Annotated in this window: 21 protein-coding genes, 7 tRNA genes and 1 rRNA gene (1 of these 29 running past the window's edge); 7 read left to right on the top strand and 22 right to left on the bottom strand. The window is 43.8% G+C overall.

Annotation, left to right across the window (positions count from 1 at the left end):
- The first annotated feature begins 255 nt into the window (after window positions 1-255).
- The 4 genes from RIL182_RS01130 to RIL182_RS01115 all read left to right on the top strand — a co-directional run bounded on the left by RIL182_RS01130 (window position 256) and on the right by RIL182_RS01115 (window position 4688).
- Window positions 256-2187, top strand: coding sequence for an EAL domain-containing protein (locus RIL182_RS01130; protein WP_006857762.1), 1932 nt, complete (start codon window positions 256-258; stop codon window positions 2185-2187).
- A 179-nt stretch (window positions 2188-2366) separates the two neighbouring features.
- The gene (locus tag RIL182_RS01125) at window positions 2367-3221 is read left to right on the top strand and encodes an amino acid ABC transporter substrate-binding protein (RefSeq protein WP_006857763.1); all 855 of its coding nucleotides are present in this window, start codon (window positions 2367-2369) and stop codon (window positions 3219-3221) included.
- Between the two features lie 21 nt (window positions 3222-3242).
- A complete protein-coding gene (locus RIL182_RS01120) occupies window positions 3243-3935 on the top strand; it encodes an amino acid ABC transporter permease (protein WP_006857764.1) in 693 nt (230 codons plus the stop codon).
- A gap of 9 nt (window positions 3936-3944) precedes the next feature.
- Window positions 3945-4688: an amino acid ABC transporter ATP-binding protein gene (locus tag RIL182_RS01115; RefSeq protein WP_006857765.1), complete on the top strand. Its 744-nt coding sequence runs from the start codon at window positions 3945-3947 to the stop codon at window positions 4686-4688.
- A 135-nt stretch (window positions 4689-4823) separates the two neighbouring features.
- On the opposite strand, the gene RIL182_RS01110 is transcribed toward RIL182_RS01115, so the two are convergent.
- The 5 genes from RIL182_RS01110 to RIL182_RS21050 form a co-directional block, all read right to left on the bottom strand.
- Window positions 4824-8750 carry a glycosyl hydrolase gene (locus RIL182_RS01110; protein ID WP_044999186.1) on the bottom strand — a complete coding sequence of 1309 codons (3927 nt, stop codon included), beginning with the start codon at window positions 8748-8750 and terminating at the stop codon, window positions 4824-4826.
- Between the two features lie 192 nt (window positions 8751-8942).
- Window positions 8943-11747, bottom strand: coding sequence for a glycoside hydrolase family 3 protein (locus RIL182_RS01105; RefSeq protein WP_006857766.1), 2805 nt, complete (start codon window positions 11745-11747; stop codon window positions 8943-8945).
- A 187-nt stretch (window positions 11748-11934) separates the two neighbouring features.
- The gene (locus RIL182_RS01100) at window positions 11935-14352 is read right to left on the bottom strand and encodes a glycoside hydrolase family 3 protein (RefSeq protein WP_006857767.1); all 2418 of its coding nucleotides are present in this window, start codon (window positions 14350-14352) and stop codon (window positions 11935-11937) included.
- Window positions 14353-14664: 312 nt separating this feature from the next.
- Entirely contained in the window at window positions 14665-14859 is a 195-nt protein-coding gene (locus RIL182_RS21055) for a hypothetical protein (RefSeq protein WP_172606689.1), read from the bottom strand.
- 388 nt (window positions 14860-15247) lie between these two features.
- Window positions 15248-15472 carry a hypothetical protein gene (locus tag RIL182_RS21050; RefSeq protein ID WP_006857803.1) on the bottom strand — a complete coding sequence of 75 codons (225 nt, stop codon included), beginning with the start codon at window positions 15470-15472 and terminating at the stop codon, window positions 15248-15250.
- Here RIL182_RS21050 and RIL182_RS01095 point away from each other — a divergent pair.
- Window positions 15383-16210 carry a helix-turn-helix transcriptional regulator gene (locus RIL182_RS01095; protein ID WP_015559370.1) on the top strand — a complete coding sequence of 276 codons (828 nt, stop codon included), beginning with the start codon at window positions 15383-15385 and terminating at the stop codon, window positions 16208-16210. The genes RIL182_RS21050 and RIL182_RS01095 overlap by 90 nt on opposite strands.
- 32 nt (window positions 16211-16242) lie before the next feature.
- Here RIL182_RS01095 and atpC read toward each other — a convergent pair whose 3' ends face one another.
- The 8 genes from atpC to RIL182_RS01055 are packed head-to-tail and all read right to left on the bottom strand — an operon-like array spanning window position 16243 to window position 22437.
- Entirely contained in the window at window positions 16243-16662 is a 420-nt protein-coding gene (atpC, locus tag RIL182_RS01090; RefSeq protein WP_006857770.1) for an ATP synthase F1 subunit epsilon, read from the bottom strand.
- Between the two features lie 11 nt (window positions 16663-16673).
- Complete coding sequence (gene atpD / locus RIL182_RS01085) at window positions 16674-18080, bottom strand: F0F1 ATP synthase subunit beta (protein ID WP_006857771.1); 1407 nt, start codon at window positions 18078-18080, stop codon at window positions 16674-16676.
- Between the two features lie 20 nt (window positions 18081-18100).
- Window positions 18101-18994, bottom strand: a complete 894-nt coding sequence (gene atpG / locus RIL182_RS01080; protein WP_006857772.1) for an ATP synthase F1 subunit gamma — start codon at window positions 18992-18994, stop codon at window positions 18101-18103.
- Between the two features lie 6 nt (window positions 18995-19000).
- Window positions 19001-20503, bottom strand: a complete 1503-nt coding sequence (gene atpA, locus RIL182_RS01075) for a F0F1 ATP synthase subunit alpha (RefSeq protein WP_006857773.1) — start codon at window positions 20501-20503, stop codon at window positions 19001-19003.
- A 4-nt stretch (window positions 20504-20507) separates the two neighbouring features.
- The gene (gene atpH / locus RIL182_RS01070) at window positions 20508-21011 is read right to left on the bottom strand and encodes an ATP synthase F1 subunit delta (protein ID WP_006857774.1); all 504 of its coding nucleotides are present in this window, start codon (window positions 21009-21011) and stop codon (window positions 20508-20510) included.
- Window positions 20992-21498 carry a F0F1 ATP synthase subunit B gene (atpF, locus tag RIL182_RS01065; RefSeq protein ID WP_006857775.1) on the bottom strand — a complete coding sequence of 169 codons (507 nt, stop codon included), beginning with the start codon at window positions 21496-21498 and terminating at the stop codon, window positions 20992-20994. Before atpF ends, atpH begins: the two co-directional genes overlap by 20 nt.
- Before the next feature lie 19 nt (window positions 21499-21517).
- Window positions 21518-21742: an ATP synthase F0 subunit C gene (gene atpE, locus RIL182_RS01060; protein WP_006857776.1), complete on the bottom strand. Its 225-nt coding sequence runs from the start codon at window positions 21740-21742 to the stop codon at window positions 21518-21520.
- Window positions 21743-21774: 32 nt separating this feature from the next.
- Window positions 21775-22437, bottom strand: a complete 663-nt coding sequence (locus tag RIL182_RS01055; RefSeq protein ID WP_044999206.1) for a F0F1 ATP synthase subunit A — start codon at window positions 22435-22437, stop codon at window positions 21775-21777.
- Window positions 22438-22922: 485 nt separating this feature from the next.
- Between RIL182_RS01055 and RIL182_RS01050 the strand changes: the two genes are divergently transcribed.
- On the top strand, window positions 22923-23342 hold the full coding sequence (locus RIL182_RS01050; protein WP_006857778.1) for a hypothetical protein: 420 nt from the start codon (window positions 22923-22925) through the stop codon (window positions 23340-23342).
- 522 nt (window positions 23343-23864) lie between these two features.
- Here the strand turns inward: RIL182_RS01050 and RIL182_RS01045 are convergent.
- On the bottom strand, window positions 23865-24605 hold the full coding sequence (locus RIL182_RS01045; RefSeq protein WP_006857779.1) for a fibronectin type III domain-containing protein: 741 nt from the start codon (window positions 24603-24605) through the stop codon (window positions 23865-23867).
- Here RIL182_RS01045 and RIL182_RS01040 point away from each other — a divergent pair.
- A complete protein-coding gene (locus RIL182_RS01040; RefSeq protein WP_006857805.1) occupies window positions 24604-25020 on the top strand; it encodes a tyrosine-type recombinase/integrase in 417 nt (138 codons plus the stop codon). The genes RIL182_RS01045 and RIL182_RS01040 overlap by 2 nt on opposite strands.
- A 76-nt stretch (window positions 25021-25096) precedes the next feature.
- Here RIL182_RS01040 and RIL182_RS01035 read toward each other — a convergent pair.
- The 8 genes from RIL182_RS01035 to RIL182_RS01000 form a co-directional block, all read right to left on the bottom strand.
- A tRNA-Lys gene (locus RIL182_RS01035) sits at window positions 25097-25169 on the bottom strand.
- Window positions 25170-25183: 14 nt separating this feature from the next.
- Window positions 25184-25256: transfer RNA gene (locus RIL182_RS01030), tRNA-Phe, on the bottom strand.
- Window positions 25257-25278: 22 nt separating this feature from the next.
- A tRNA-Met gene (locus tag RIL182_RS01025) sits at window positions 25279-25352 on the bottom strand.
- Between the two features lie 27 nt (window positions 25353-25379).
- Window positions 25380-25461 (bottom strand) — tRNA-Tyr (locus RIL182_RS01020).
- Window positions 25462-25518: 57 nt separating this feature from the next.
- Window positions 25519-25591, bottom strand: a tRNA-Thr gene (locus RIL182_RS01015).
- 8 nt (window positions 25592-25599) lie between these two features.
- Window positions 25600-25672, bottom strand: a tRNA-Val gene (locus tag RIL182_RS01010).
- Between the two features lie 8 nt (window positions 25673-25680).
- Window positions 25681-25754: transfer RNA gene (locus tag RIL182_RS01005), tRNA-Asp, on the bottom strand.
- Between the two features lie 92 nt (window positions 25755-25846).
- Window positions 25847-26916, bottom strand: a 23S ribosomal RNA gene (locus RIL182_RS01000); it runs 1823 nt beyond the window's last position.

Raw genomic sequence — 26916 nt, 5'->3', positions numbered from 1 at the left:
AAAATTTTTTCACACTCCCCTCCATTAATTTGCTCTTTTTTCCACGATTTCTCTATATTCTTAAGGTACCTGCGGCTGACTGCTTCAGCAACATTCTTTCTCTCCAATATAGCGCAATCGGTTGCGCTTTTTATTTTATAACTTTGCTGTCTTAACGTCAACCTGAGCATGAATTTTTGTGACATTTTTCCCATATTATGGTATAATTTTTGTTCGGCTAAATTACTTTTAATCTGATTACAGGGGAATGAAATTATGAATCTGCAACCAAAAATATTATCCAACGCTTTTTTGATCAACGGGTACACTCCCGCTGTAGATATGATTCTCGTGATCTTATGTATATTACTTTTACTGCTTCTCCGGGAGACATTTATCCGCCGCAGCAGACTTTTTCTGCTTTTTCGCACCTGCATCGCGCTTTTGCTGATTGCAGCCTTCAGCAATTCCTGCTTTTACTATACTGTACTGTATTTCGACAGTGATACCACTTTATGTATTCTGCGTGCAATATATCATTCAAGCCTGCTGCTCATTTTTTGTCTGTATGCGGCTTATTTAAAGATTTTGATTGGTATTCCGGGAAAAACAGGACATATCATGAATATTTTCCTATATTCCTTATATATCATTTTTGCCGTTGTGGATGCACTGTCACCTGTATTGGGTTACAGTTTCTACCGGGACAGCTCAGGTGCATGGCATGATAACCTTTATTTAAAACCGTTTACGATTGCTTACGGGATTTATATGGCGTTTATTTTTTTCCTGTTACTTTACTATCATAAACGCATTCCAACAAGTTTATTCCATATGCTCGTGATCGTACAGTTCATCTGTGTTTTTCTCGTCTGTGCAGAAAACTATTTTGGCAGCAATACCTTCCTTGCCATCACCTTTCTCCTGCCGATCATGGTAATCCTTTATATGGTACATGGAAGTTCTTACAGTATCAAGACAGGGGCCCTGAATGCAGATTCCCTAAACGAATATTTAAACCAGCAGGCGTCAATTCAAAATTCTACTTATTATATGTGTCTCCGTTTCGACACTGATTCCGAATATGTGATGCCGGATGAGCTTGGCAAACTTTTTTTCAACTTCTGGAACGGCTACTTTAAAAACGGACTCCTCTTCCACCCATCTACAGATTTTTTTGTTCTTGCAATTGATGTCAGTGACATCCGGAATGCAGATAAAATCGCGCAGGATATGATCCAGAATGACTTTAAACGCCATTTTGAAACTTATAAACTGCCTTATAAGATCGTTATGTTCAATCATCTGGATTTCTGTGAAAACTTAGAGCAGTTTTACGAACTTTTTAACTTCTTTGCAGAACCGATGGAACTAAATAATTTCCGCTCCTGCGACACCGCCGATTATAAAAGTTTTCATGATATGAAATATCTCTCGGCGCAGTTAAAAGATATTGCAGAAAACGGTTCCCTTGATGACAAAAGAGTTCTTGTATACTGCCAGCCGGTCCGCAACGTAAATGCCGGCAATTATGACACCGCAGAAGCACTGATGCGTCTGAACCTAAAGGACACCGGCATGGTATATCCAAACCGGTTTATTCCGCTCGCTGAAAAGAATGGCTATATCCATAAATTAAGCATGATCATTTTAAATAAGACCTGCCGTGCGATCCGGGAATTTCAGGATGAAGGTTACCAGCTCTCCCGTGTTTCCGTAAATTTTTCCATTTCAGAGCTCTCCAACAAAAATTTTATGGAAGAGTTCCGGCAGATCGTAGAAAGAAACGGTGTTGATTTTCATACCATCGCAGTGGAACTGACCGAGAGCCGCAACGATACCGAATACGAACTCGTTCTTGACCGTGTAATGCAGTTTAAATCCCTCGGTGTATGTACTTACCTCGACGATTTTGGAACCGGATATTCTAATTTTGACCGGATTCTTAGCTTAAAACTGGATGTTGTAAAATTTGACCGCAGCCTTCTTCTGATGGCAAATAAGGATGAAAATTCCCAGTTTATCCTGAACTACTTTTCCACTGCTTTTAAAAAACTCGGGTACAAAGTACTCTATGAGGGTGTAGAAACCGATGAGCAGGAGACCATCTGTGTGAACAGTCACGCGGACTATCTGCAGGGATTCAAATTTTCAAAACCAATCCCGATTGAAGAACTGAAAAACTTTCTTTCTCCGATACAGGAATAACTTCATTTCTCCTGTATAGCAAGGTTGTTACCGTATTTTTTTACAAACCAAAATGTTTTCTTTGCAAATCACTTGACATCATTATCTGATAAAAGTATAATCTTTTCTAAATCATATCAGAATAGTATGAATTAAGAAAACAAGATGGAGATTATGAAAAAAGGAAAGGGACAAGTTTTATGAAGAAAAAAGTGATTTCAATTTTACTGACAGCCGTTTTAGCAACAGGAATGGCAGCATGCGGTTCTAACAGCAATACAGCAAGTAATTCTGCAAATAATACAGCTGACAATGCACAGAACACAGCTGAAACTTCAACAGAATCCACAGGTTCTGCTGATTCTGCTGAAAAACCTGTATTAACTGTCGGCATGGAGGGAACTTATGCTCCATACACCTACCACGATGAAAATGGTACTTTAACCGGTTTTGAGGTTGATATGGCAAATGCAATCGGTGAAAAGATGGGCTATGATGTCCAGTTTGTTGAGACAGAGTGGGATTCCATCACTGCTGCACTTGATGCCGGCAACTTTGACGTTGTCATGAACCAGGTTACGATCACAGATGAGAGAAAAGAAAAATTCGATTTTTCCACCCCTTACATTTATTCCAAACCAGTGCTGATCGTAGCTGCTGACAATACTGATATCAATTCCTTCGAAGACATCAATGGTAAAAAAGCTGCAGAAGGTCTTACCTCAAACTTCAGCGATATTGCAAGAAGCTACGGCGCAGAGATCGTCGGACAGGATAAATTTGCACTTGCCATGGAATGTGTATTAAGTGGGGAAGCCGATTGTGCGATCAACGACGAATTAACTTACGCATACTGGAAACAGCAGAAAGGCGGCGAGGACTCCACCAAGATCGTTGCTGAATCTGATAATGTCAATTCCAGTGCCATTATGGTGAAAAAAGGCAATGACGAGCTGATTGAAAAACTCAATTCTGCCATTGATGAATTATTAGCGGACGGAACCGTCAAAGAAATTTCCGAAAAATATTTTGGCATGGACGTATCACAGCCATAATTTTGTTACAGGAGAAAAATCATGGGATCATATGCATACCTGACAGCGGGTATTATTACAGCAAGACAAGCGGAACTGATGAAAAATGCATTCTGGTCAATGCTAAGACAGGGCCTGCTTTACACGATTCCCCTGACGCTCGTATCCTTTGCGATCGGCGTCATCATTGCCGTGCTGTGTGCGCTTTTCATTATCAACAAAATACCGGTATTAAAACAGATCGCCGGAATCTATATCTGGGTATTCCGCGGAACCCCTCTGCTGGTACAGTTATTTATCATGTACTGGGGTATCTGTAATCCCCTTGGCATCAACAAGTGGGTTGCCTGTATCTCGGCACTCTCCTTAAATGTAGGTGCCTACTCCGCAGAGACGATCCGCGCGGCAATCCTTTCCATCAATAAAGGTCAGTGGGAGGCAGGCTATTCCCTCGGAATGAGTTATCAGCAGACATTCCGCCGTATCATCATTCCGCAGGCTGCTACCGTATCCATACCACCGCTTTTTAACACCTTTATCGGTCTTGTCAAGGATACTTCCCTTGCATCTACGATCATGATCGGTGAGATGTTCCGTAAAGCACAGGAAGCCGCAGCAAGCTCACTCGAATACCTTTGGATCTATATCGAAGTTGCACTCATTTACCTTCTTTTCTGTACGCTGTTGACCGGACTGCAGAAATGGATTGAGAAAAAACTGCGTGTCGGAAAGTAGAGGTATCATATGTATTCTTTAGATAACATTTATAAATCATTTGACAATAATCAGGTCTTAAAAGGTGTCTCCTTAGAGATTCCGAAAAATAAAACCACCGTCCTGATCGGGCCATCCGGTTCCGGCAAGACAACATTGCTGCGCTGTATTAATCTGCTTGAGATCCCGGATAGCGGAACCGTTACTTTAAACGGTTCTTCCATGTCCTTTCAAGAGGGACAGAAAGTAAAGTACAGCGGCAGCGAGATCCGGAATATCCGCATGAAAACCGGTATGGTATTCCAGAACTTTCAGCTTTTTCCTCACAAAACGGTGCTGGAAAATATTATGGAAGGTCCTATCACCGTCTTAAAGAAAGACCGAAGTGAATGCGAAAAAGAAGCGTTATCTCTTTTAGAGAAAGTCGGTTTATCCGATAAGCGCGACGCTTATCCGGGACAGCTCTCCGGCGGCCAGCAGCAGAGAATCGCCATCGCAAGGGCACTCGCCATGAAACCGGAACTACTTCTTTTTGATGAGCCTACCAGCGCCTTAGACCCGGAACTTGAAGTGGAAGTTTTAAATATCATCCGCAGACTGGTTGACGAGAAACAGACCATCGTGATCATTACACACAAGATGTCTTTCGCAAGAGAAGTGGCAGATAAAGTTGTTTTCTTCGATGAGGGAAAAATCTTAAAAGAGGGAACTTACACCGAACTAGAGCAGAGTAACATTCCAAGGATCACACAGTTCTTAAATATGTTGAACTAAACAATAGACCGCCTCACAGGAAACCTGTTGTCATGAATAAGTAAAAAATCCGTGCAGGATCAGTTTTGATCCGCACGGATTTTTTGCTGTCAGCCTTATCTACGCTCCAGATAATCATTATTATGATAAATCTTTTTATTTTCCACAGCGCACTGCATTTGAAGCAGTTCCTTTCACCGATGTTTTTCCGGCATTTTTTACGGCTCTTACTTTATAGTAATATGTTTTTCCTTTCTTCGCTTTACCGTCTGTGTAAGAAACAATAGTGCCCTTTTTCAGCGTCTTTATCTTTTGATATTTTCCTTTTTTGGATGTTGCACGGTAGATCTCGTATCCATCTGCACCTTTTACCTTCTTCCAGGTTAATTTTACCTTGGACTTCACACGTTTTGCCTTAACCGCAGTCACCTTCTGCGGGCTGGTCGCAGCCTTGATCACATTGGAGTACTTTCCGGTTACCGTCTTTTTACCGCTTTTCCTGTATGCACGCACTTTATACTGATAAACCGTTGCTGTTTTGAGCTTTTTATCCGTATAGGTATTAGTTTTTACCGTTGCAACCTTCTGATATTTTTTCGTTGATTTGTTATAACGGTATACCTGATAACCATCTGCTTTCTTTACTTTTTTCCATGTTAAGCGGATGGAAGTCTCCGTTGCCCTGGACTGTTTGAAGCCGGAAACCTTTGCAACTGTCGTTTTATCTGTATTACCCGGTTTCTCTGTATCTCCCGGTTTCTCTGTATTTCCCGGTTTTTCTGTATCTCCCGGTTTCTCTGTATCTCCCGGTTTCTCTGTATCTCCCGGTTTCTCCGTATCTCCCGGTTTCTGTCCTCCGGACACGAGTGACTGATCTGTCAGTACATATCCACCTTCTGTCACATTTAACTTTGATTCATCCACATTTACAAAGCGGATATCATCAAAAACAATTTTCGACTGGATATCAACCCCATTTCCGTCTTCTGAAATGCTGTTACACCAGATTGCAAACTTCGTAACATTCTTTGGATCAAAAGTTCCATTCTGTTTACCCTTTAATTTGTTAAATGGGATCGTAACATATTTTGCCTCTGTCGTCTTTACAAAGTCAGTCAGAAATACTTCGAAATCCTCTCCGCCGGAAACAAGCTGAACTACCAGTTTCTGTCCTTTTCCATCCGGTTTTACCCACATGCTGACCGCATTGTATTCGCTGTAATCGTTTGTGCTTAAACCTTTCATACGTCCGGTCCATACTTCCGGTCCGCCCGTCTTAAGCTGATAAGTAAATGCACCTCCGTAAACACCTTCTGCTTTATGATCCTTATCTAATACAAAGGAAGAACTGCAGTTTGCTGCTGAATTTTCTGTAAAAGTTCCATTCAGGTAGTCATTGTCATCATAGTATAATTCAAAATTTTCAATGACATTCTTTGCAAGTGTTTCCTTTTCTTTTCCAAAACTGATATAGGAAACAGTCACAAGTGTTTTGCCATCTGCCACAAGGCTGATCTTACCGGTATCCGTTGTTCCAAGTGCACTCAGAATATCCGCAGACAGCACACCTTCGTAAGCACCGGATTCTTCCGTTTTCTCTGCCGTGATCGTTTTTTCTGTATTTGTATCCGGGTTTGTCAGCACAAAACTTACACTCTGTGCATTTCTCACATTTGCTTTTAAAGTAAATGCACTTGTGATTGCCATCTTAGAGAAAACATTGGCAAAATAACCTGCTGCATTTCCCTGATTTACATTTCTTACTTCTTTCTGGTCTGCATTTCCGTAAAAGTTTGTTCCATTCGCAAAAACAGAAGATTTTTCATTGTAGAATTCAATAAACTCGTTGATCAGTTCCTGTCCGTGGGTATCATCATATTTATATGGGACATAAAAGTTGGTGTCTCCAAAATTTGCCCACAGTAAGAAGTACGGCATTCCGGTGTCAACTGCCACCTGATTAACCTGTTTGTACCAGTTGTGTCCTGCGATCGGATTTCCTTTTACTAAAATTCCTTCATTATCCGATCCATCGGCCTTCATCACCCTTACACCGGTTTCGGAAATTGCAGCTACTTTTCCTTTTGCGTCTGCAATATTCTTTACCACCTGACAGGTTTTCTTTAAATTGTCCACAAACTCGCCGGAATATTCTGCCGGATAAGTATTGTAATCATCATAGTAATCAAATGCAACGATATCCACACAGTCATCGCCCGGATAGCGGTCCATATACTCTTCCTCTGAAGTTAACGGACCATTTGGGGAATATACATAAATAAAGTTGTGTACTCCCTTTGATGCCAGATAATCCTGTGTGTACTGGAACAGCGCACGGTATGTCTCTTTATCGGTTGTCGCAGCACCCCACCAGAACCATCCGCCTGTATTTTCATGGAATGGACGGAATAAAACAGGAATATCGCCAAGTCCGTTTGCGTAATCTGCAATGATATCAAGATAGGTTGTAAACTGCGCATTGTATTTTCCACCCGGAAGTACTTCTGCGGAGCAGTTATTGCTCAGGTCTTTTGCCTCCGAAAAATCACACTGTGAAAAATCATATTTTCTCGCCGCATCCGGTGTTGCAATGATTTTTTCATTGCTCATATTCGGCATATGGGTGGATAATGTAATGATTGCACCCTCTGCAGCTGCTGCCTTGCTGATCTCGATAGATTTCTGAACTGCATCATCTACGTTATCAATTCCAAGTTCCACGCCTGTCAGTGCCAGCGAATCGATTCCGACCAGACCACTAATACTTCCGGTCACGTCCTTTGTATCCGAATAGACACCGTCTCTGGTTGAAACATGCTTGCTTGTGTCATTCTGATGTCCGAATAATACCTGGTCAGCAGCATCCAGTCCTTTTAAATATGCATATAACGCTTTTGCTGAACCTGATGCATTCACATCCGAAAGTGTTACTTCTTCCGGCATACTGGACGTATCTGCAAGCACAGCCTCTCCTGCCGTCTCTGTGATCTCCGTATAATCGCCCGCTGCATTATACTGGGATAAAGTCAGGTTATCCAGATATACGCTTCCCAAAAAGGCAGTGCTCACACCAACTGTTCCAATCATCAGATCCGTGATCTTTGCAGTGTTTGGTGAGAATTTGACAGTGACCACTGCTTTCTTATATCCGTCACCGAGATCTGACGTTTCGATCTTTGCTTCTTTGTTGATGATCTCCACATCATCTGCTCCGTTTTTTGCAAAAATCTTTGCCTTAAAAGAACCGTCAAAAGCTTCCGGATAGATCATTTCATAGCTTAAAACATTATAAGCCGATACATCGAGTCCTTCTGCAAACGACTTTTTAATCTTTGCCTCACTCCATGTAAAACCTTCACAACCGGTATAATCGAGATCTGCCTTTAACATTTTGCTTCCCTGAAATTCAGCTACACTGATTCCTACCGCATTGTCGTACTGCCAGCCGCCTTCCTGCTCCCAGCCTGCACTGCTTCCTGTCTCTGCAGATTCAAAATCATCGATCACACTCGGATCTTTTGCAGGCAGTTCCGGCTGCGCTTCTGCCACACCGCTTAATGTAACATTGGAAAATGTACATGTTCCTGAAAAGCCCTGACCAATCAGTCGGAAATATACACCTTTTAAATCATCTGCATCCTTATCCTCAAACTTGATCGTAATCGTTGTTTTATGTGTATCTTCTGAAAAACTGCTCTGCTGTAAATACGGGATATCCTGACTGTCTGTCCATGTCCACTCACTTCCCAGCTTCACGATACCCTGAACCTTTAAGTAACTTTCCCCGGTACCCAATGATGCGTACGCCTCATCATCCAGTGTAATATCTGCCTTCATTGTGAAATCTTTCGTTGTCACACAATCTGCAATACTTTCATCATAAGTGATCATTGGCGGATTATCCCAATCCTCTGTTGCAAGATCCAGTTTGTCTTTTGTTACTGTGTTTGTCCCGGTATAAAACACACTCGCTTCTGCCGCATAGACATACTCGTATCCCCCTGCAAAATTGCCGCTTGAAAACGCAACTGCAGCCGCTAAAAGAGCGGCTGCAAGTCGTTTTCCCATAAAACGTTTTCTCATAAACTTACCTCCAATACATTTATTAGCTTTATGCACTTTGTCTTTTAATTATATGTTACTTTAAAAAACATTGTCAATTAAGATTATATTAGTTTGTAAATTTTCAGAGTTTTTACTTAATTTTTGCTTTTTTAAGTTGTTTTATGAGATTAAAATTGTATACTTTTACTTTATAAATTCAGATAATAAATTTTACTCTAACTCAATCCAGTCCAACTTCAGTTCCGATGTCACATACTCTGCTTTCAGTTCATAATACCCCGGCATAAATTTCACACGACACATCCGCTGTGTCAGGAAACGCTCTCCGGTTCCACCTGTCTGGACGGTTGCCATCAGTTCTCCATTCAGATACAGATTGGCAGCTCCCTGTGCTAATCCTTCCACCGGGAAACAGAAATGTGCATTAACGTTTAAAATGCTTTCTTTTTCCACATAAAGGACTGTGTTTTCAAACTTTCCTGCCTCGATCCGGTTTCCGCTCTGCAGTGCACAGACCTGCTTTTCGTCTGTATTTACTGCTTCTTTTGCAGTAACTGTAAGCAGTGGATCAAAATCTTTTAACGGACGTTTCATCACAGGTGTTCCAAGCAGGAAACGGCAGATGTTTTTCGCACAGCGCTGTAACTCTCCAACAGTGAGTTTTCCCGCCTCCAACGCTTCTACGGTATCATCGCCCGCTGCGTTGATGGCAGCACCATTATTGTTGACTACCATGTATAAGTCATTCTGTGCACGAACCATGAATGAGGTGTATCTGCGGTCTGCCTCCCCGCCGTTTACAACGTCATTCATCTTTGCCCACCAGTCTGTCATAACAATTCCCTGATATCCCCACTCGCCACGCAGGATCGTCGTATTTAAGTCATAATTGGATGCCGTCCAGTGTCCGTTGACCGGGTTGTAAGAGGTCATGATCGAATTTGCATTTCCCTCTTTCACGGCAATCTCAAAGCCTTTCAGATAGATTTCACGGAGTGCCCGCTCAGATACAACGGAGTTTACATTATGTCTTTCCGTCTCCTGATTATTCGCTGCAAAATGTTTCACGGTCGCAGAAGAACCGGCACTTCGGATTCCCCTTGTCATTGCCGCCGCAAACTGTCCTGTCACAAGCGGATCTTCACTGAAATACTCAAAGTTACGTCCATTTAATGGATAGCGGTGGATATTGATTCCCGGTCCAAGCAGGGTGTCGATCTCGTTTCCAACTAATTCCCTGCCTTCCATCTGATATAATTCTTCCATCATTGGAATATTAAAGGAACATGCAAGGAGTGTTCCGATCGGGAGCTGTGTTGCCTTTAATCCGCTCTCCATACGGATGCCGGACGGGCCATCGGATGCGCAGGCAATCGGGATGCCATAACCATGCAGGCTGTCGCTGACACCGCCAAATGCGGATGCTGTACCCGGTGTTACCTTCGGGCTGCTCATTCCCTCGCCGCGGACGATCACGGCTAACTCCTCGTTGGTAAACTGTGCTACAAATGCGTCCAATTCTTCTTCCACACTGCTGCCATTTTTGATATTCTCTGCAACCGCCTGTAAGGTAATTCCTTTATTTCCGGTCTGTGGCAGTTCTTTTGGCAGACGGCTTTTGATCCGCTCTGCCAGATCAACCATCTGCTGTGGTGCTTTTTCATATGCACGGGCAAACACCCCGTCCTCCTTTTGTCTGCCTGTCTTAAGACGCAAAAATTCTTTTGTCGGCGCAAGCGCCTCCTCCAACTCCTCTGTGACGATACAGGAAGAAACCTCATAACCGCCTTTTCCGTCCACATTGGCTTTTTCTGTGCATCTGACGCTGTTTCCAACATAGATCTTATACAGACCTTCCTCTAAGACATAGCAGGACTTATGACCAGTCACACCGCTGTCGTCATAGGAAGCAAACCGGCTTACCGGAATGGTAAGTTCAAGTACTTCCTCCTCGCCCGGAGCAAGCAGTTTTGTCTTTGCAAATCCGCACAATACCCTTGCCGGTTTTCCAAGCTGTCCCTGTGGGGCGGACACATAAACCTGTGCAGCCTCTTTTCCGGCTGCTGCCCCGGTATTTTTCACACGGATACTGAGTGCGATCTTTGCATCTTTTCCATTTCCTGTACTCTCCGCTTTTACCATCTCCATGGAAAATTCCGTATAAGATAAACCGAAACCAAACTCATACATTACTTTTTCCGGTGCGAATGTCTCAAAATAACGGTAGCCGACATAGATATCTTCCGCATAAATATTTTCTGTCTTACTTCCAAAATGGTCTGCTGCCGGGTAATCAGAAAGTTTCTCCGCGATCGTATCCGTCAGTTTTCCGGATGGTGTCACTCTGCCCGATAACAGATCTGCAACGGCGTTCGCGCCTTCCATACCACCCTGCCAGATGTAAAGAATCGCTTTGATGTGATCCTGATATGCCGCATCTTTCGTCCAGCTCATATCAATGATGTTAGACACATTTAAAAGCACTGCCACTTCGTTAAAATATTTTGTTACAACACGAAGATTTTCTTTCTCCCGTTTTGTCAGAAGATAACTGCCTTCCGTGTCCTCGTAATCTTTATCCTCACCGGCAGTTCTTCCGATCAGAAAAATTGCTTTTTCAGACTTTTCTGCTGCGCGGCGTGCGATCTCGTCGGTGATCTCCATCTCTTCCTGATGCCACGGCTCTGCCGCCCATCCACCGCCTCCATTGTCAAACGGATGCTCCTTTAACCATTCTTTATAGGTTTCTACCAGATCCTCATTTACAGGAAAAGCATTATTTTCTTTGATTCCGTCTAAAATATTTTTGACATACGGCACATTGACCGCTCCACCTGAACCGGTTCCGCTCCGGTAATATTCGATCTGGCTTCTTCCGAAAATAGAAACTGTCTCATCCTTTTTGATCGGAAGCATATGCCCCTCATTCTTTAAAAGCACGGCTCCCTCTGCCGCTGCCTCTCTGCAGTATGCTGCCAGTTCCGGCAGCGGAACACCGATTCCACTGTTACCCATGATAATCCTCCATTTTAATCTCCATTCTTGCGCTGTCTTTCAATGAAAACAACGTTTTCATTTGCATCTCAAGTTTGTGCGTAAGCACAAATCTTGCGTGTGAAAAATCTTATTTTTCACACTATATATCTGTTGTTATCTTTTTAGCCTGTCATTATTTTTGTCTATGATTGTTTTTCGTCTGATCTCAGTCGATTTTCAGTATTAATCCTAAAATACGCTTTGCGCAGATCTCCATCTCTTCTCTTGTCAGCACTCCTGCTTCTTTTGCACGGAGCAGACTCTCCGGAAATCCACATGCCATCTTGATGTCATTTCCCGCTTTTACTTCTTTATAATGCTCACCGCTTGTCCACCAGTCGGTCGTGACCATTCCCTGATAATTCCACTCACCTCTTAAGATGTCCTCTAAAAGTTCACGGTTTTCAGAAGTTCTGTGTCCGTTTACGATATTGTAAGATGACATAATGCACCACGGATCTGCCTCTTTTACGATAATCTCAAACGCCTTTAAATAAATCTCCCTTGCTGCCCGCTCGGACACTCTGGAATCGCTTTCCTTACGGTTTGTCTCCTTATTGTTGCATGCAAAATGTTTGACCGTCGCGGCAATATGTTTTGACTGGATTCCCTTTACCATTGCAGATGCCATTTTCCCGGTCAGATACGGGTCTTCGGAATAATACTCGAAGTTTCTTCCGCAAAGCGGACTTCTGTGGATATTGACCGCAGGCGTCAGCCAGACGGCAATGTTATTTTCCTTCACCTCAGCGGCACCTGCTGCACCAACCTGATATAACATATCCGGGTTCCAGGTACATGCTAAAAGTGTCGCACACGGCCACGCCGTCGTAACTACGCCGCATTTTTTCTCAATGCGGAGTCCGGCAGGTCCGTCCGCCGTCATAATATTCGGGATTCCATACTCCGGCATATTTCCAAATCCAAATGTATTTGCCACACCGGTATTCGGCTGTCCGCCTAAAATATGCGCAAGTTCCTCATCCGTCATCTGTGTCACAAATTCATCCAGCGTGATCTTTCCTTCTGCAACTTCCATAAAAATATGTGCGTCTTTCTTATACGGCTGTGACCAGATCTGATGTCCCGGCAGTGCGCGGACAGCCGGTGAAAATCCATCGCTTTCCTCCCTCGGAACACGTTTGATTGCGGAGTAATCCGGATCATTCGGTTCGGACTGCGGCAGTTTTTCAAAACTTCCATCGGAGAGCATGCGCTCCGCAAGTAAAGTCGGAACCAGTTTTGCGGTAAGCTGCTCTGTTACGGTATCCTCTGGCATCGTAAAACAAAATACCTGCTCTGTTTCCCGCACGGACGTGCCAAGATAAAACTGATACTTACCTTTTTCCAGCACATAGGCAGATTTCTGAATTTTTCCCAGATCATCATAGGATGCAAGCTGTGCCACCGGTGCCTCTAACGTCAGAAGCTGCGTTTCTCCCTGTGCTAACAGTCGTGTTTTTTCAAATGCTGCAAGGACTCTCTTTGCCTTTCCAAGTACGCCCTGCGGTGCCTGCGCATATAACTGCATGACTTCTTTTCCCGGATATTTTCCGGTGTTGGTCACATTGACACGCACGCGGATCACACCCTGTTTTTCTTCCGCAGATACTAACGCACGCTCGAAAGTCGTGTAGGAAAGACCGTAGCCAAACGGATAATTGACGGCTTTATCAGCCCCCGGTATTGTCTCAAAATAGCGGTAGCCGACGTAGATATCTTCTTTATAATCGACATATTTTACCGATTCATGGAATGTCTCCGATGACGGATAGTCTTCCAGTTTCTTTGCAAATGTGTCGGAAAGTTTTCCGGATGGACTGCCGACGCCGCACAGAAGCTCTGCTGCTGCGCTTCCGCCTTCCATACCCCCCTGCCATGCCATCAGCACCGCCTGAATTTTTTCATTTTCTGCAAACCAGTCCGTATCGACCATGCCGCCGACATTCATAACGACTGCCACCTTCGGGAACAACTGCTGCACCTGTTCCACCATCGCGCTCTCTTCCTTCGTCAGGTAAAAGTCTCCGTCCGGAAAAATGCGCTCTGCCTTTTCCAGCAGCGGATCTGTCTGTACCGACTCATCCATCTCCTTATCATAAGAACTCTTTCTGTCCCAGCCTTCCCCGGAAAAACGGCTGATGCAGATCACTGCCGTGTCCGTGTACGCTCTCGCTTTTTTTGCAGTTTCTTCCGGAAACGCAGGCTCTACTGTCATTCCCGGTTCTGCTCCTGCCTCGTACTGTTTTTCTACCTCTTTACGGTAATAATCAGAGAGTGCCTCATACACTTCTACTTTTTCCGGCAGCTTCTTGAATCCCTCATACAAATTTGTCGTATAAGCAACGGTTACATCTCCGCTTCCGCCACCACCCTTGACATAGTCAAAACTGCCTTTTCCAAACAGGGCGAGTTTGGTGCCTGCCTGAAATGGGAGAAGGCTTTCATTGTTCTTTAGAAGAACCATGCCTTCTTTGGCGGCTTCTTTTGACAGGGTGATGTGTGCTTTTGAGGCGGTGACTTTGGTGCCGTCAGCTCCGAGAGGGAGGTTGGGTTGATAAAGTGATCTTTGCCATTTTTCCATGATTGTGGGCTCCTTTTTGAAATATTTGGTGGGTGGGCGTTGGAGGCAAAACTCTTCCGAAGGCTGTGAGCGTTGGGGCAAAACTCCTCTTTAGGCTGTGAGCGTTGGAGGCAAAACTCCTCTTTAGGCTGTGAATGTTGTGAGGCATACACAGATTTAACGAAGGCACGCTCTCGCTGCGTGTCGCTCGTAGCGGTACTAAGCGACCAAAATACGGTCGCTAAGGACCGACGGCTCCCCAGCACCTTCTTTTAAATCTGCGTCCCCCTCGCAACAGATGCAGGTTGTTGGGGAGTTTTGCATGCAGCGCTTTCAGCGTATTGATGCGTTTTGTCGGCAACGGCTTCTTGGTTTCGATGCATTTTTGCCTGCAACGGCTTCTTGGTTTTGATACGTTTTGTCGGCAGCGGCTTCTTGGTTTTGATGCGTTTTGTCGGCAACGGCTTCTTGGTTTCGATGCGTTTTTGCCTGCAACGGCTTCTTGGTATTGACGCGTTTTGTCGGCAACTCTCTTACGTTTCTTATATTCTTTATATTCCTATCATACTTACCTTACACTTTTATTTCAAGGCAGATAATGACTTGTATTTCGGTCGATATTGACTTATTATGAGCTTAACAACAAAGTTGGCAGAATCAGTCCTATCGTATTTTACAAGGACTGCCGCACATATTTTCCGGAAGGCTTTCCAACATGCCCTGCGGTCTGTACGGCGCCGGGGTGTCCGGGTAAGGTGGAGCCGTCTTACCGCTTTTTGTGTGTTCCTTAGCGGGCACATGAACAAAAAGTCATGCTGCGGACAGTTGTCCGAGCTCAATGCACTTTTGGCTTTCCATAAACGAAAAAGCGAGTTCTGGGAGCAGCATGAAATCGCCACTTTGTTCAGGTGCCCGCTTAGGAACACGAAAAAGCGGTAACCGGCTCAGCCTTACCCGGACACTCCGGCGCCATACAGACCGCAGGAAGGCTCGCCAAAACCCCCGCATGCCACAAATCAATTTCCCCCAGAAGAAAGGAATCCCCACCACCATGACCACCCACGAAATCATCACCTCCAAACCCAAACTCCCCGTCTACTTCGACATCTACCAGTCCGACAACCAGCTCGTGCCCAGCCACTGGCACGCACACGTTGAGATTTTATACATCTCCTCCGGTTCCATGCATGTCATCTGCCGCGAGGAATCCTTCCTGCTGCACACAGGCGATATCTTTCTGGTGAATTCCGGTGACATCCATTACACCCGCACGATCGGCAGAACGGAAACCTACCTGCTGCAGATCCCGTTTGACTTCTTTAACCAGATGCTTCCCGGTTTTGCCTCCATCCGTTTTCAGGAATACTTTTCTGCGGAAAAATATAAAAATGACCCCGTATTCTGCGAAATGCGGGATCACTTACTGACCATGGGTTACTTATATAAAAATGAAAAAAATGGCTACCAGTTTTTATTTGGCAGCCACCTTCATCATTTTCTTTATATACTTTATACTTCTTACGTCCTGCCACAGTCACAGAGTACCGTCTCGCAGGATACCAAAACGCTCACAAGGCTGAAAGATATCATAACTTATGTGGAAAGGCATTATATGGAACCGCTCTCCCTCTCGGATATCTCAGACCGTTTTGCACTCAATCCGGAATACTTCTGCCGTTTCTTTAAGAAAAACATGGGATTCACCTTCTTAGAATACGTCAACATGGTACGGCTTTCCCATATTTATTCTGACCTCATGCAGACCGGCGACAGCATTACACAGATCATGGAACGCCACGGTTTTATCAACTATAAGGTATTCAACCGTATGTTCAAAGAAGTATACGGCTGTCTGCCCTCGAAAGTCCGCCATCAGTAACCAACCGGCTGTCTGCCTTCAGATGCCCGTCATTAATAACCGATCGGCTGATCCTTGCTTCCCACCTTAAGACGTGCCATAGCACGCGCTAATGAGGCTTTGGAGCGATGATACTCTTCAATGCTCTGTTTCTGGCGGAGCTGTTCTTCCGCACGCTCTTTTGCTTCCTGCGCACGTCTTACATCGATCTCCTCCGGTGATTCACAGGTGTCTACAATGACTGTTGCACGGTTGTTGATGATCTGCGCAAACCCGGTTCCCGTAACACCGTAGATCGTGTTTCCGTTTTCCTCTAAGATACGGATCTCTCCGACCTCCACGGCAAACACCATATTTTCATGGTGCGCCTGGATCGCCTTTAAACCATCATGGAGCGGCAGGACTACCTGTGCACATCTTCCATCGTAAAATACCTTATCACAGGCAATTACTTTTAAGCTAAATGTATTCATGTTCCTCCCTCCTAGCTGGCGGAACCGGTATTACCCATTGTCTTTGCCCGCTCAATGACATCCTCGATCGTTCCTACGTTAAAGAAAGCAGCTTCCGGATATTCATCCATCTCACCGTCAACGATCGCCTTAAATCCGCGTACGGTGTCTTTTAACGGCACATATTTGCCCGGTACACCGGTAAAGTTCTCTGCAACGTGGAACGGCTGGGATAAGAACTTCTGGATCTTTCTTGCACGGTAAACAACAAGTTTATCCTCCTCGGAAAGCTCTTCCATACCAAGAATTGCAATGATATCCTGTAACTCTGTGTATTTCTGAAGGATCTCCTGAACACGTCTTGCTGTCTCATAATGCTCTTTTCCGACAACATCCTCCTCGAGGATACGGGAGTTTGACTCCAACGGATCAACTGCCGGATAAATACCCTGCTCTACGATCTTTCTGGAAAGAACGGTCGTTGCATCCAGATGTGCGAATGTCGTTGCAGGCGCCGGGTCAGTTAAGTCGTCTGCAGGCACATAGACTGCCTGTACGGAAGTAACGGAACCGTTTTTGGTTGATGCGATACGTTCCTGTAATTCACCCATCTCAGTTGCTAAAGTCGGCTGATAACCAACGGCTGACGGCATACGTCCTAACAGAGCGGATACCTCAGAACCAGCCTGTGTAAAACGGAAAATATTATCAATGAATAAAAGCACGTTCTGATGCTCCTCATCACGGAAATATTCTGCCATGGTAAGTCCTGTCTCAGCAACACGCATACGTGCTCCTGGCGGCTCGTTCATCTGACCAAACACTAAGGCTGTCTTTTCGAGTACGCCGGATTCTTTCATCTCGGACCAGAGGTCATTACCCTCTCTTGAACGCTCTCCGACACCGGTAAAAATGGAATATCCGCCGTGCTCGGTTGCAATGTTACGGATCAGCTCCTGGATCAATACCGTTTTACCAACGCCGGCACCACCGAACAGACCGATCTTACCACCTTTTGCATACGGTGCTAAAAGGTCGATGACCTTGATTCCTGTTTCAAGTACCTCAACGACCGGACTCTGATCCTCGAAAGATGGCGGATCTCTGTGGATACACCAGTGTTTCTCTCCCTCTAAAGTCTTGCCGCCGTCTAAGGTATCTCCTAATACATTGAACAGACGCCCCAATGTGCCCTGTCCGACCGGAACCGTAATACCGCTTCCCGTAGCAACAACTTCCATGTCCTTGTGAAGTCCCTCACTGGCAGCTAACATAATACAACGTACTGTGTTATTGCCGATGTGCTGTGCAACTTCCATGACACAGCGTTTTCCGCCGTTGTCTACTTCAAGCGCATCTTTGATAAACGGAAGGTCATTATCTTCAAATTCAACGTCTACTACAGGTCCCATGACCTGCACGATTTTTCCTGTTTTCATTCCGCTTTCACATCCCCTTCCTATTTTTTCTTCTTTTTCTTCTGTGCCTTCGCACCGCCGATTACCTCTGTGATCTGCTGGGTAATCGCAGCCTGACGCACACGATTGTATTCAATGGACAAAGTCTGCAGCATCTCTTTTGCACTGTCTGTTGCCGCCTGCATCGCCATCATTCGTGAATTGTGCTCACTGGCAAATGACTCCACGAGTGCACCGTAAATAAATCCGTTGACATAGTTCGGCACCACATGCTCTAAAATATCCTGCATGGTCGTATCTGCCTTGATCTCCTCCTGATAAATATCAACAGGAGCTTTCCCCATGAAATCCTCTTTTACCAGTGGAAGCAGTTTCATCATTTCCGCTTCCATGGAAAATGAATTCTCCATTTTCGTATAAATGATGTATACCTCATCCAATTCGTTGTTATTGTATAACTCCAGAATACGTTCTGTGATAACTCTGGCTCTGTGCAGGGAAGGATTTTGCACCGTATATTTAAACTCGGTATCTACCTCTAACCCTTCCTTGGTAAAATACTGTCTTCCAAGCTCTCCGACGACGAACAGTTTGTTGTTTTCACCCTGCTCAAACAGTTCATGCGCCATTTTAATGACGTTATGGTTGTACGCACCTGCCAGTCCCTTATCTGCAGTGATCACAATGTATCCCCTGCGTTTTTTGTCGTCCGGAATCTCCTCGTGCTGGTCAAAATACCGGCTCTTAGCATCCGGAATATGACGGAGCAGTCGTGAGATTGCAGACTGTAACGCATAGAAATACGGCTCTGTATTTTCGAGCTTCTGCTTTGCACTTCTTAACTTTGCAGAGGAAATCATATACATGGCACTCGTAATCTTCATCGTATCCTGAATACTTTTCATTCGTTTCTGAATTTCCTTGGTATTTGCCATGCTCTATCACCTGCTCTTAAATTCTTTGACTGCCTCTACGATCTTTTCTGTAATCCCATCATCCAGCACTTTTTTCTCGTTGATGGCATCAACGACATCTTTATGCTCGATTTTAAAGAAATCCAGTAATCTTCCCTGGAACTCTTTCATCTGTTTGATATCCACATCCAAAAGCAGACGTTTGTTTGCTGCAACCAGTGTAATTACCTGATCTGCGAGGCTCATCGGATGGCAGAGCGGCTGTTTTAAGAGCTCCATCAGTCCTTTACCATACTGTAACTGCTCTTTCGTCATATCATCCAGATCGGAGCTGAACTGTGTAAACACTTCCATCTCACGGTACTGCGCCAGATCGATACGGATCGTACCGGATGCTTTTTTCATTGCCTTTGTCTGTGCCGCACCACCTACACGGGATACGGAAAGACCTACGTTGACCGCCGGTCTCATACCGGAGTTGAACAGATCACTCTCTAAGAAAATCTGACCATCTGTAATGGAAATAACGTTCGTAGGAATATAAGCGGAAACATCGCCTGCCTGTGTCTCGATGATCGGCAGTGCGGTAATGGAACCTCCGCCTAACTCGTCGTTTAACTTACTGGAACGCTCTAATAATCTTGAATGTAAATAGAATACGTCTCCCGGATATGCCTCTCGTCCCGGTGAACGCTCTAAAAGTAATGACAGTGCACGGTATGCCACTGCATGTTTGGAGAGATCATCATATACGATCAGGACATCTTTTCCTTTGTACATGAAGTACTCTGCAAGTGCTGTTCCTGCATACGGAGCGATGTACTGTAAGGATGCAGATTCACTCGCTGTCGAGGAAAGCACGATGGAATAATCCATGGCACCGTTCTTTGTCAGTGTATTCACCAATTTTGCAACCGTAGATGCCTTCTGACCGATTGCAACGTAAATGCAGACAACATCTTTGCCTTTCTGGTTTAAGATGGTATCTACTGCGATCGATGTTTTACCGGTCTGACGGTCACCGATGATCAGCTCACGCTGTCCACGTCCGATTGGGAACATGGAGTCGATCGCAAGGATACCTGTCTCCATTGGCTGTTTTACGGACTGTCTGTCTACGATACCCGGTGCTTCCTGCTCGATGGCACGGTAATCATCTGCTTTGATCTCACCTTTTCCATCGATCGGGGCTCCAAGGGCATTGATAATTCTTCCAAGGTAAGCATCACCTACCGGAATACCTGCTTTTTTCTTAGTTCTGGTTACTTTCGTTCCCTCTTTGATCTCTGTGTCTTTACCAAAAATAATACAGCCTACCTGATCACGTTTGATATCCTGTACCATTCCGCGGACACCGTTCTCAAAGATAACGATCTCACCATACATCGCATGCTCAATACCATAAATCGTTGCGATACCATCACCGACCCAGATGACAGTTCCGACTTCCTGGTCTTTGCTTACCATGTCATAGTTCTCTATTTCTGTTTTCAGGATAGATATAATCTCTTCTGAACTGATAGAACCCACGTTATCACCTCCACGCTAATCTTCTCTCTAACCGATTTAAGCGCCCTTTCATGCTGTAATCTTCTTCTATATCTCCTACCCGCAGTACAAATCCACCGATCAGTTCCGGCTTCTTTTCCAATGCAAGCGCAACTTTATCTTTCTGATATTTCTTTGCAAGATATGCCTTCATCTGTGCCACTTCATCCTCTGTCGGCTCTAAGACATACTCCAGTTTTGCCTGAAGGATACCATTTTTCTCCGCTTCCACTACATCATATGCGGCAAAAATTTCCTCAAGGAGATCTGCCTCACCGTAATCGCAAACCACCTTCAGAAAATTTTTCATTGATTCCGGAAAAATCCGGTCGATCAGCTTATGTTTGTCCTGTTTTGACACAACCGGGCTTTTTAAACTCTTCGGCAGATCCTGGGTCAGAGAAAGAATCTCTTTTGTCTCATCAACAGCTTCTCTTGTCACACCAAGTTCTAAGAGAACCGTTGCATAATTATTTGCTGTCTGCGTCATTCACACCACCTGCTTTTGTCAAAAACTGTTGATACAGTAACCGGTTATTCTCGTTCGTACTTGCCTCACCAAGTACTTTTCCTGCTGCTGCCACTGCAAGAACTGCAATCTGTGACTGAAGATCCTGCACAGTTTTGTCACGTTCGAGTTCCACGGTCTTATGGGCATTCTCGATGATCTTTTCTGCTTCCGCATCCGCCACATTGATTCTGTTCTCATACTCTGCCTGTGCACTCTTACGAGTTTTCTCAAGCAGTTCTGCAGATTCCTCATGCGCCTGTGCAAGCATTCCCTCATACTGTTTCTTTAAGTCTCCCGCTTCTGCCTTTAATTTGTTGGCATCTGCGATCTGACCTTCGATCATCTGCTTACGCTGCTCCATAACATTCGTGACAGGACCAATTAAAAACTTACGAAGTCCCAGATACAGAACGATCAGGTTAATGATGGTAAAGACGACGTTCCAATCTATTCTTAATAATTGCATTCTCTACCAGACCCTTTCCTTAACCTAAGAATAAGATAATTAAAATTGCAACAACCATACCGAAAATTGCAGTACCTTCGGCAAGTGCACAACCAAGTAATAATGCTTTTGTAATCTTTCCGTCTGCTTCCGGCTGTCTTGCGATAGCGTCTGTTGCCTTAGATGTTGCAAGACCGATACCGATACCTGCTCCAATACCTGTTAATGCTGCGATTCCTGCTCCAATTGCGATTAATGATGTCATGATAAATTTCTCCTTTTTTGTTTTTACTTTTTTTACTCGATGCTTTCCTTAATAAATAAGGATGTTAAAAATACAAATACATACGCCTGAATGAATCCATCAAACAAGTCAAAATAAAGACTGAGTGGAACCGGTACTAAAAGCGGTGCCACGATCTTGATCAGCTCCATAATGACGAATGCCCCTAAAATGTTACCAAAAAGTCGCATACACAATGATAATGGACGGATAAATATCTCCAATATATTCATTGGTAACATAATTGGAATCGGTTCGGCGAAACTCTTCAGAAAACCTTTCATTCCTTTTGCACGTACTCCCGAATACTCGATCAGTACAATGCTCATCAATGCAAGCGCACCGGTAACACCGACATCCTTTGTCGGGGATTTCAGTCCAAACAGTCCGATCATATTAGCGATTGCAATGTAAACTCCTACTGTCATTAAATAAGGAATATAACATTTTCCTTCCTCTCCAAGCAGATCGTAAAAGAAGTTATGCAATCCGCCAACGACGGTTTCCACTGCCAGCTGACGTTTTCCTGCGTTCTCTACACGCAGATTTCTTCCTAAGAAAAATGCCGCTGCCAAAAGAACTGCCATAATGATCCATGTCACTACTACCGATTCGGCAACCGGAATACCTCCAAATACCGGAATCGTGAATGCTGTCTCACAATTTAGTTCTTCCATCAGCGCTTTCGATAATTCCTCCGTATTCTCACTTCCCTTCTTTCCTACGCTTTGCAGTATTTTATTGAAATTTTTTCCACTTGTCAATTTTTTGTCAGAGTCAGATTCTCCATTCCTGTTTTGGTAATTTTATACAATTTCTTTTTATATTTTTTGTGAGTTTTTTTATATTTTTGGAATTGAATATTTCATTTGTTTATAGTTATTTTATTTTTACCTTGAATTGATTCCAAAATATAGTCCAAAATACCTAAAAAAGTTTACATTTCTTATGCAATATCTTTTACGATTCTTTAATAAATTACATATTGCGCTGCATTCCGCTATATCCCTCTCCCCAATCACTCAAAGATTTTTCTGATCATTTATCTCAACAACTTCTCTATTGATTCTCAACCGACTATTGTCACTCGTAATTTATACTCGCACATTGATTCATCACATCATATACTAAAATAAATAGCTTACTGTACTGGAGACTTTCAATGAACACAGAGACCAGAGGAACACTTTCCCGGCGGGGTAATATTTCACAGATCACAAATGCTTTCGTGGAGGAGGTCAATGCCGTTTTCTCTTCTGCAATGACACGGAGCATCCCTCCACAGGCAAATGCATTTCTGATCATGGTACAGAAGCGGCGCCCTCAAATTGAAATTGCAACCTCGATCGGCAGGATTGCAAGTATCGACGCCGCAAATGGCTTTTTGTACACCGGCAATCCAAACGACATCAACAGCCAGGTCCGCTACGTCGTCTCAAATTCCACCTTCTCCGATCCATCCGGCCGCCCGATCACACTTTCATCCCTCCGCCCCAGCCAGCGCGTCCGCATTACACATGCAACCACACAGACCGCAAGCATCCCACCTCAGACAATAGCGTTTCATGTGCAGTTATTGTAACCGAATCTTTACCAGGACTTCACACTTTTTTCAAAAATTTACCACAATTCCATCATGAACTTCGTTTACTATAAATAATGTCAAAAGGAAATAAACCTTTTTCACATAAAACAGTTTCTTTTTTTTCATAACAAAGCCAGTAAAACATCCCCCGTTTTACTGGCTCCTCCTTTTTTATTCACTGAACAAGAAGCAATCCATAAAGGGTATGGTAAATGTTCAAAATGTTTTTAAACCACTTCAAAAATTACAAAAAAATAGCGGAAAGCCTTAGTTCTACTGGCTTTTCGCTGTATTTTAGTTAATGAGACATCAGGGATTCGAACCTAAGTCTCGATGTTCAAATACTGATAGAAAGGGCATTTGCAACACATCATCTACTTAGTGTAATCATTCTGTCAAATGCTTGCTTTCCACAAAGAAAGTTTGCTTGCTAACACTTGACGGAATCACATATTCTATATAATGAATTCAGAGGTTGTTAGACACATTTGTTCTAACAACCTCTTGTTTAATCTCATCCTATTTCTTTATGAATACTTGCTTTACATATGAATTCTGTCCAAATACATATGTACCATCATTGTAAACTGTATATGGACACACCTTAACATAATATCTTTTTCCCTTTGCTAATTTTTTTATTGTATAAGTTGTCGTTGGTGAATATACAGTTTTTACTCCCTTTTTAAATTTGTAATTTGTAGAATATTGGATTCTATAACCAATCGCATTTACTGCTGATTTACACTTAACTGTCATTTGACCCTTTTTGTTATTTTTTAAAGAGCTAATAGTTCCTTTAGATAATTTAATCTGTTTTTCTGCTTGGATTTTGAAAGAATATACTGTACTTATTTCTGTACCACCTTTTGTAATATCTAAATAGTATATTCCTTTCGGCAAAGTCCTGCTCTGACTAGTTTTGAATTTTCCTGTCGCTACATTACTTTCATATTGCAAATCATTACCATTCAGTACAATTTTTCCATCTGAATTATATATACACATCCCATAATTTGTAGTGGAATCTACTGTTGCACTTAAAGTAACATGTGACTTTTTAGAAATACTAAATTTGTAATATCTGTGTGTAGTATACCATGGTGAAGGACTTGTTATTGTTCCATTATAAACTTCCTCCAACTCATAATCTTCTGCCTCATCCGTCATTGCTGCATTTACTTTTATGCTTTTAAACATAAACATACAGCAAACGCATAAAAGTATCATTAACAAACTTTTTGTCCATTTTTTATTCATGGCAAACTCCTCCTTTTTTATTTCTATTTTACCATATTTTTTTAATCATTCAACTTTATGGAATAATATTTTTATCCCCATCTATAATATAACATATCAATTACGATATCCCGATAGCAACTATCTGTTTCCTAATAGGGAAAATACTTCACCTATCACAAATAGAGCTGTCTATCTTGTTTATCAAGGTATTTGTCAAAAATTAGGTATAAAAAGCGAAAAAGGTATCATTAAAGATCCTCATTCCTTTAGAAGAAATGTTTCCACCTCCCTTGTTAATTCAAAAGGTGGTAATCTTCTAATTGCATCTGCATTATTAGGACATAGTCCAACCGTCGCAGAAAAGAATTACTTAACGGGAATCGACTTGAATCAAGCTCAAGCTGTAGCCAACCAAAGATACTTGCTAAATTAAACAAAGTGTAATCAATTTTTTTAATGTACAAAAATAAGAAGTGTTGATTTTTCAACACTTCCAATCTTTTAGCTAATGAGACATCGGGGATTCGAACCCCGGACAACTTGATTAAAAGTCAAGTGCTCTACCAACTGAGCTAATATCCCATATTTTCTTTGAATGCCCAGTTCCGGAATCGAACCAGAGACACGAGGATTTTCAGTCCTCTGCTCTACCAACTGAGCTAACTGGGCAAATACGATATTAAAATTCGAGTTGCGGGAATAGGATTTGAACCTATGACCTTCGGGTTATGAGCCCGACGAGCTTCCAGACTGCTCCATCCCGCGATAATAATTAATCTCTTAAAAAGAGAATGGGCAGAGGTGGATTCGAACCACCGAAGCAAATTGCAGCAGATTTACAGTCTGTCCCCTTTGGCCACTCGGGAATCTGCCCATTTAAAACGTTCAATATGAAATTGACTCATTTTAATTCTCAAAATAAATTGAGAAAAGCCGATGATCGGACTCGAACCGATAACCTGCTGATTACAAATCAGCTGCTCTGCCAATTGAGCCACATCGGCGTATCAAATGGGACCTATAGGGCTCGAACCTATGACCCTCTGCTTGTAAGGCAGATGCTCTCCCAGCTGAGCTAAGATCCCATATTGAACGACCCAAGCGGGACTCGAACCCGCGACCTCCGCCGTGACAGGGCGGCGCTCTAACCAACTGAGCCATTAGGCCATTGAAGTTGATACCTTCAAAACTTCATACAGAACACCGTCAACCAACTGTGAAGTTGCAAAGCAACTTCCAATGCGAACATCGTTCGCTATTTGGTCAAGCCCTCGATCGATTAGTAACAGTCAGCTCCACACGTTACCGTGCTTCCACCTCTGCCCTATCTACCTTGTACTCTTCAAGGGATCTTACTCACTTATGTGAGGGATATCTCATCTTGAGGGGGGCTTCACGCTTAGATGCCTTCAGCGTTTATCCCTTCCGGACTTGGCTACTCTGCCATGCCGTTGGTCGACAGCAGATACACCAGTGGTCCGTCCATCCCGGTCCTCTCGTACTAAGGACAGCTCCTCTCAAATATCCTCCGCCCGCGCCGGATAGGGACCGAACTGTCTCACGACGTTCTGAACCCAGCTCGCGTACCGCTTTAATGGGCGAACAGCCCAACCCTTGGGACCTGCTACAGCCCCAGGATGCGATGAGCCGACATCGAGGTGCCAAACCACTCCGTCGATGTGAACTCTTGGGAGTGATAAGCCTGTTATCCCCAGGGTAGCTTTTATCCGTTGAGCGATGGCAATCCCACTTTATGCCACCGGATCACTAAGTCCTACTTTCGTACCTGCTCCACCCGTCGGTGTCGCAGTCAAGCTCCCTTCTGCCTTTGCACTCTTAAAATGGTTTCCGACCATTCTGAGGGAACCTTTGAGCGCCTCCGATACCCTTTCGGAGGCGACCGCCCCAGTCAAACTCCCCGCCTGGCATTGTCCCACCGCTGGATCACAGCGGCTGGTTAGAAACCCAATACTGCAGGGGTGGTATCCCAACAGTGACTCCATTGAAACTGGCGTTCCAATTTCTCAGTCTCCCACCTATCCTGTACATGCAGTACCGAATCCCAGTACCAAACTGGAGTAAAGCTCCATGGGGTCTTTCCGTCCTGGCGCGGGTAACCAGCATCTTCACTGGTACTTCAATTTCACCGGATGCATTGTCGAGACAGTGCTCAAATCATTACGCCTTTCGTGCGGGTCGGAACTTACCCGACAAGGAATTTCGCTACCTTAGGACCGTTATAGTTACGGCCGCCGTTTACTGGGGCTTAAATTCAAAGCTTCATCTTGCGACTAACCTCTCCTCTTAACCTTCCAGCACCGGGCAGGCG

Source organism: Roseburia intestinalis L1-82 (assembly GCF_900537995.1).
Classification (GTDB): domain Bacteria; phylum Bacillota; class Clostridia; order Lachnospirales; family Lachnospiraceae; genus Roseburia; species Roseburia intestinalis.
This window is presented reverse-complemented; position numbering and strand designations above follow the sequence as displayed.

Excerpts from the sequence above, each read along its gene's own strand:
- RIL182_RS01130 (WP_006857762.1), top strand. The coding sequence starts at position 256 with ATGAATCTGCAACCAAAAATATTATCCAACGCTTTTTTGATCAACGGG.
- RIL182_RS01125 (WP_006857763.1), top strand. The coding sequence starts at position 2,367 with ATGAAGAAAAAAGTGATTTCAATTTTACTGACAGCCGTTTTAGCAACA.
- RIL182_RS01120 (WP_006857764.1), top strand. The coding sequence starts at position 3,243 with ATGGGATCATATGCATACCTGACAGCGGGTATTATTACAGCAAGACAA.
- RIL182_RS01115 (WP_006857765.1), top strand. The coding sequence starts at position 3,945 with ATGTATTCTTTAGATAACATTTATAAATCATTTGACAATAATCAGGTC.
- RIL182_RS01110 (WP_044999186.1), bottom strand. The coding sequence starts at position 8,750 with ATGAGAAAACGTTTTATGGGAAAACGACTTGCAGCCGCTCTTTTAGCG.
- RIL182_RS01105 (WP_006857766.1), bottom strand. The coding sequence starts at position 11,747 with ATGGGTAACAGTGGAATCGGTGTTCCGCTGCCGGAACTGGCAGCATAC.
- RIL182_RS01100 (WP_006857767.1), bottom strand. The coding sequence starts at position 14,352 with ATGGAAAAATGGCAAAGATCACTTTATCAACCCAACCTCCCTCTCGGA.
- RIL182_RS01095 (WP_015559370.1), top strand. The coding sequence starts at position 15,383 with ATGACCACCCACGAAATCATCACCTCCAAACCCAAACTCCCCGTCTAC.
- atpC (WP_006857770.1), bottom strand. The coding sequence starts at position 16,662 with ATGAATACATTTAGCTTAAAAGTAATTGCCTGTGATAAGGTATTTTAC.
- atpD (WP_006857771.1), bottom strand. The coding sequence starts at position 18,080 with ATGAAAACAGGAAAAATCGTGCAGGTCATGGGACCTGTAGTAGACGTT.
- atpG (WP_006857772.1), bottom strand. The coding sequence starts at position 18,994 with ATGGCAAATACCAAGGAAATTCAGAAACGAATGAAAAGTATTCAGGAT.
- atpH (WP_006857774.1), bottom strand. The coding sequence starts at position 21,011 with ATGACGCAGACAGCAAATAATTATGCAACGGTTCTCTTAGAACTTGGT.
- atpF (WP_006857775.1), bottom strand. The coding sequence starts at position 21,498 with ATGCAATTATTAAGAATAGATTGGAACGTCGTCTTTACCATCATTAAC.
- atpE (WP_006857776.1), bottom strand. The coding sequence starts at position 21,742 with ATGACATCATTAATCGCAATTGGAGCAGGAATCGCAGCATTAACAGGT.
- RIL182_RS01055 (WP_044999206.1), bottom strand. The coding sequence starts at position 22,437 with ATGGAAGAACTAAATTGTGAGACAGCATTCACGATTCCGGTATTTGGA.
- RIL182_RS01050 (WP_006857778.1), top strand. The coding sequence starts at position 22,923 with ATGAACACAGAGACCAGAGGAACACTTTCCCGGCGGGGTAATATTTCA.
- RIL182_RS01040 (WP_006857805.1), top strand. The coding sequence starts at position 24,604 with ATGGCAAACTCCTCCTTTTTTATTTCTATTTTACCATATTTTTTTAAT.
- RIL182_RS01045 (WP_006857779.1), bottom strand. The coding sequence starts at position 24,605 with ATGAATAAAAAATGGACAAAAAGTTTGTTAATGATACTTTTATGCGTT.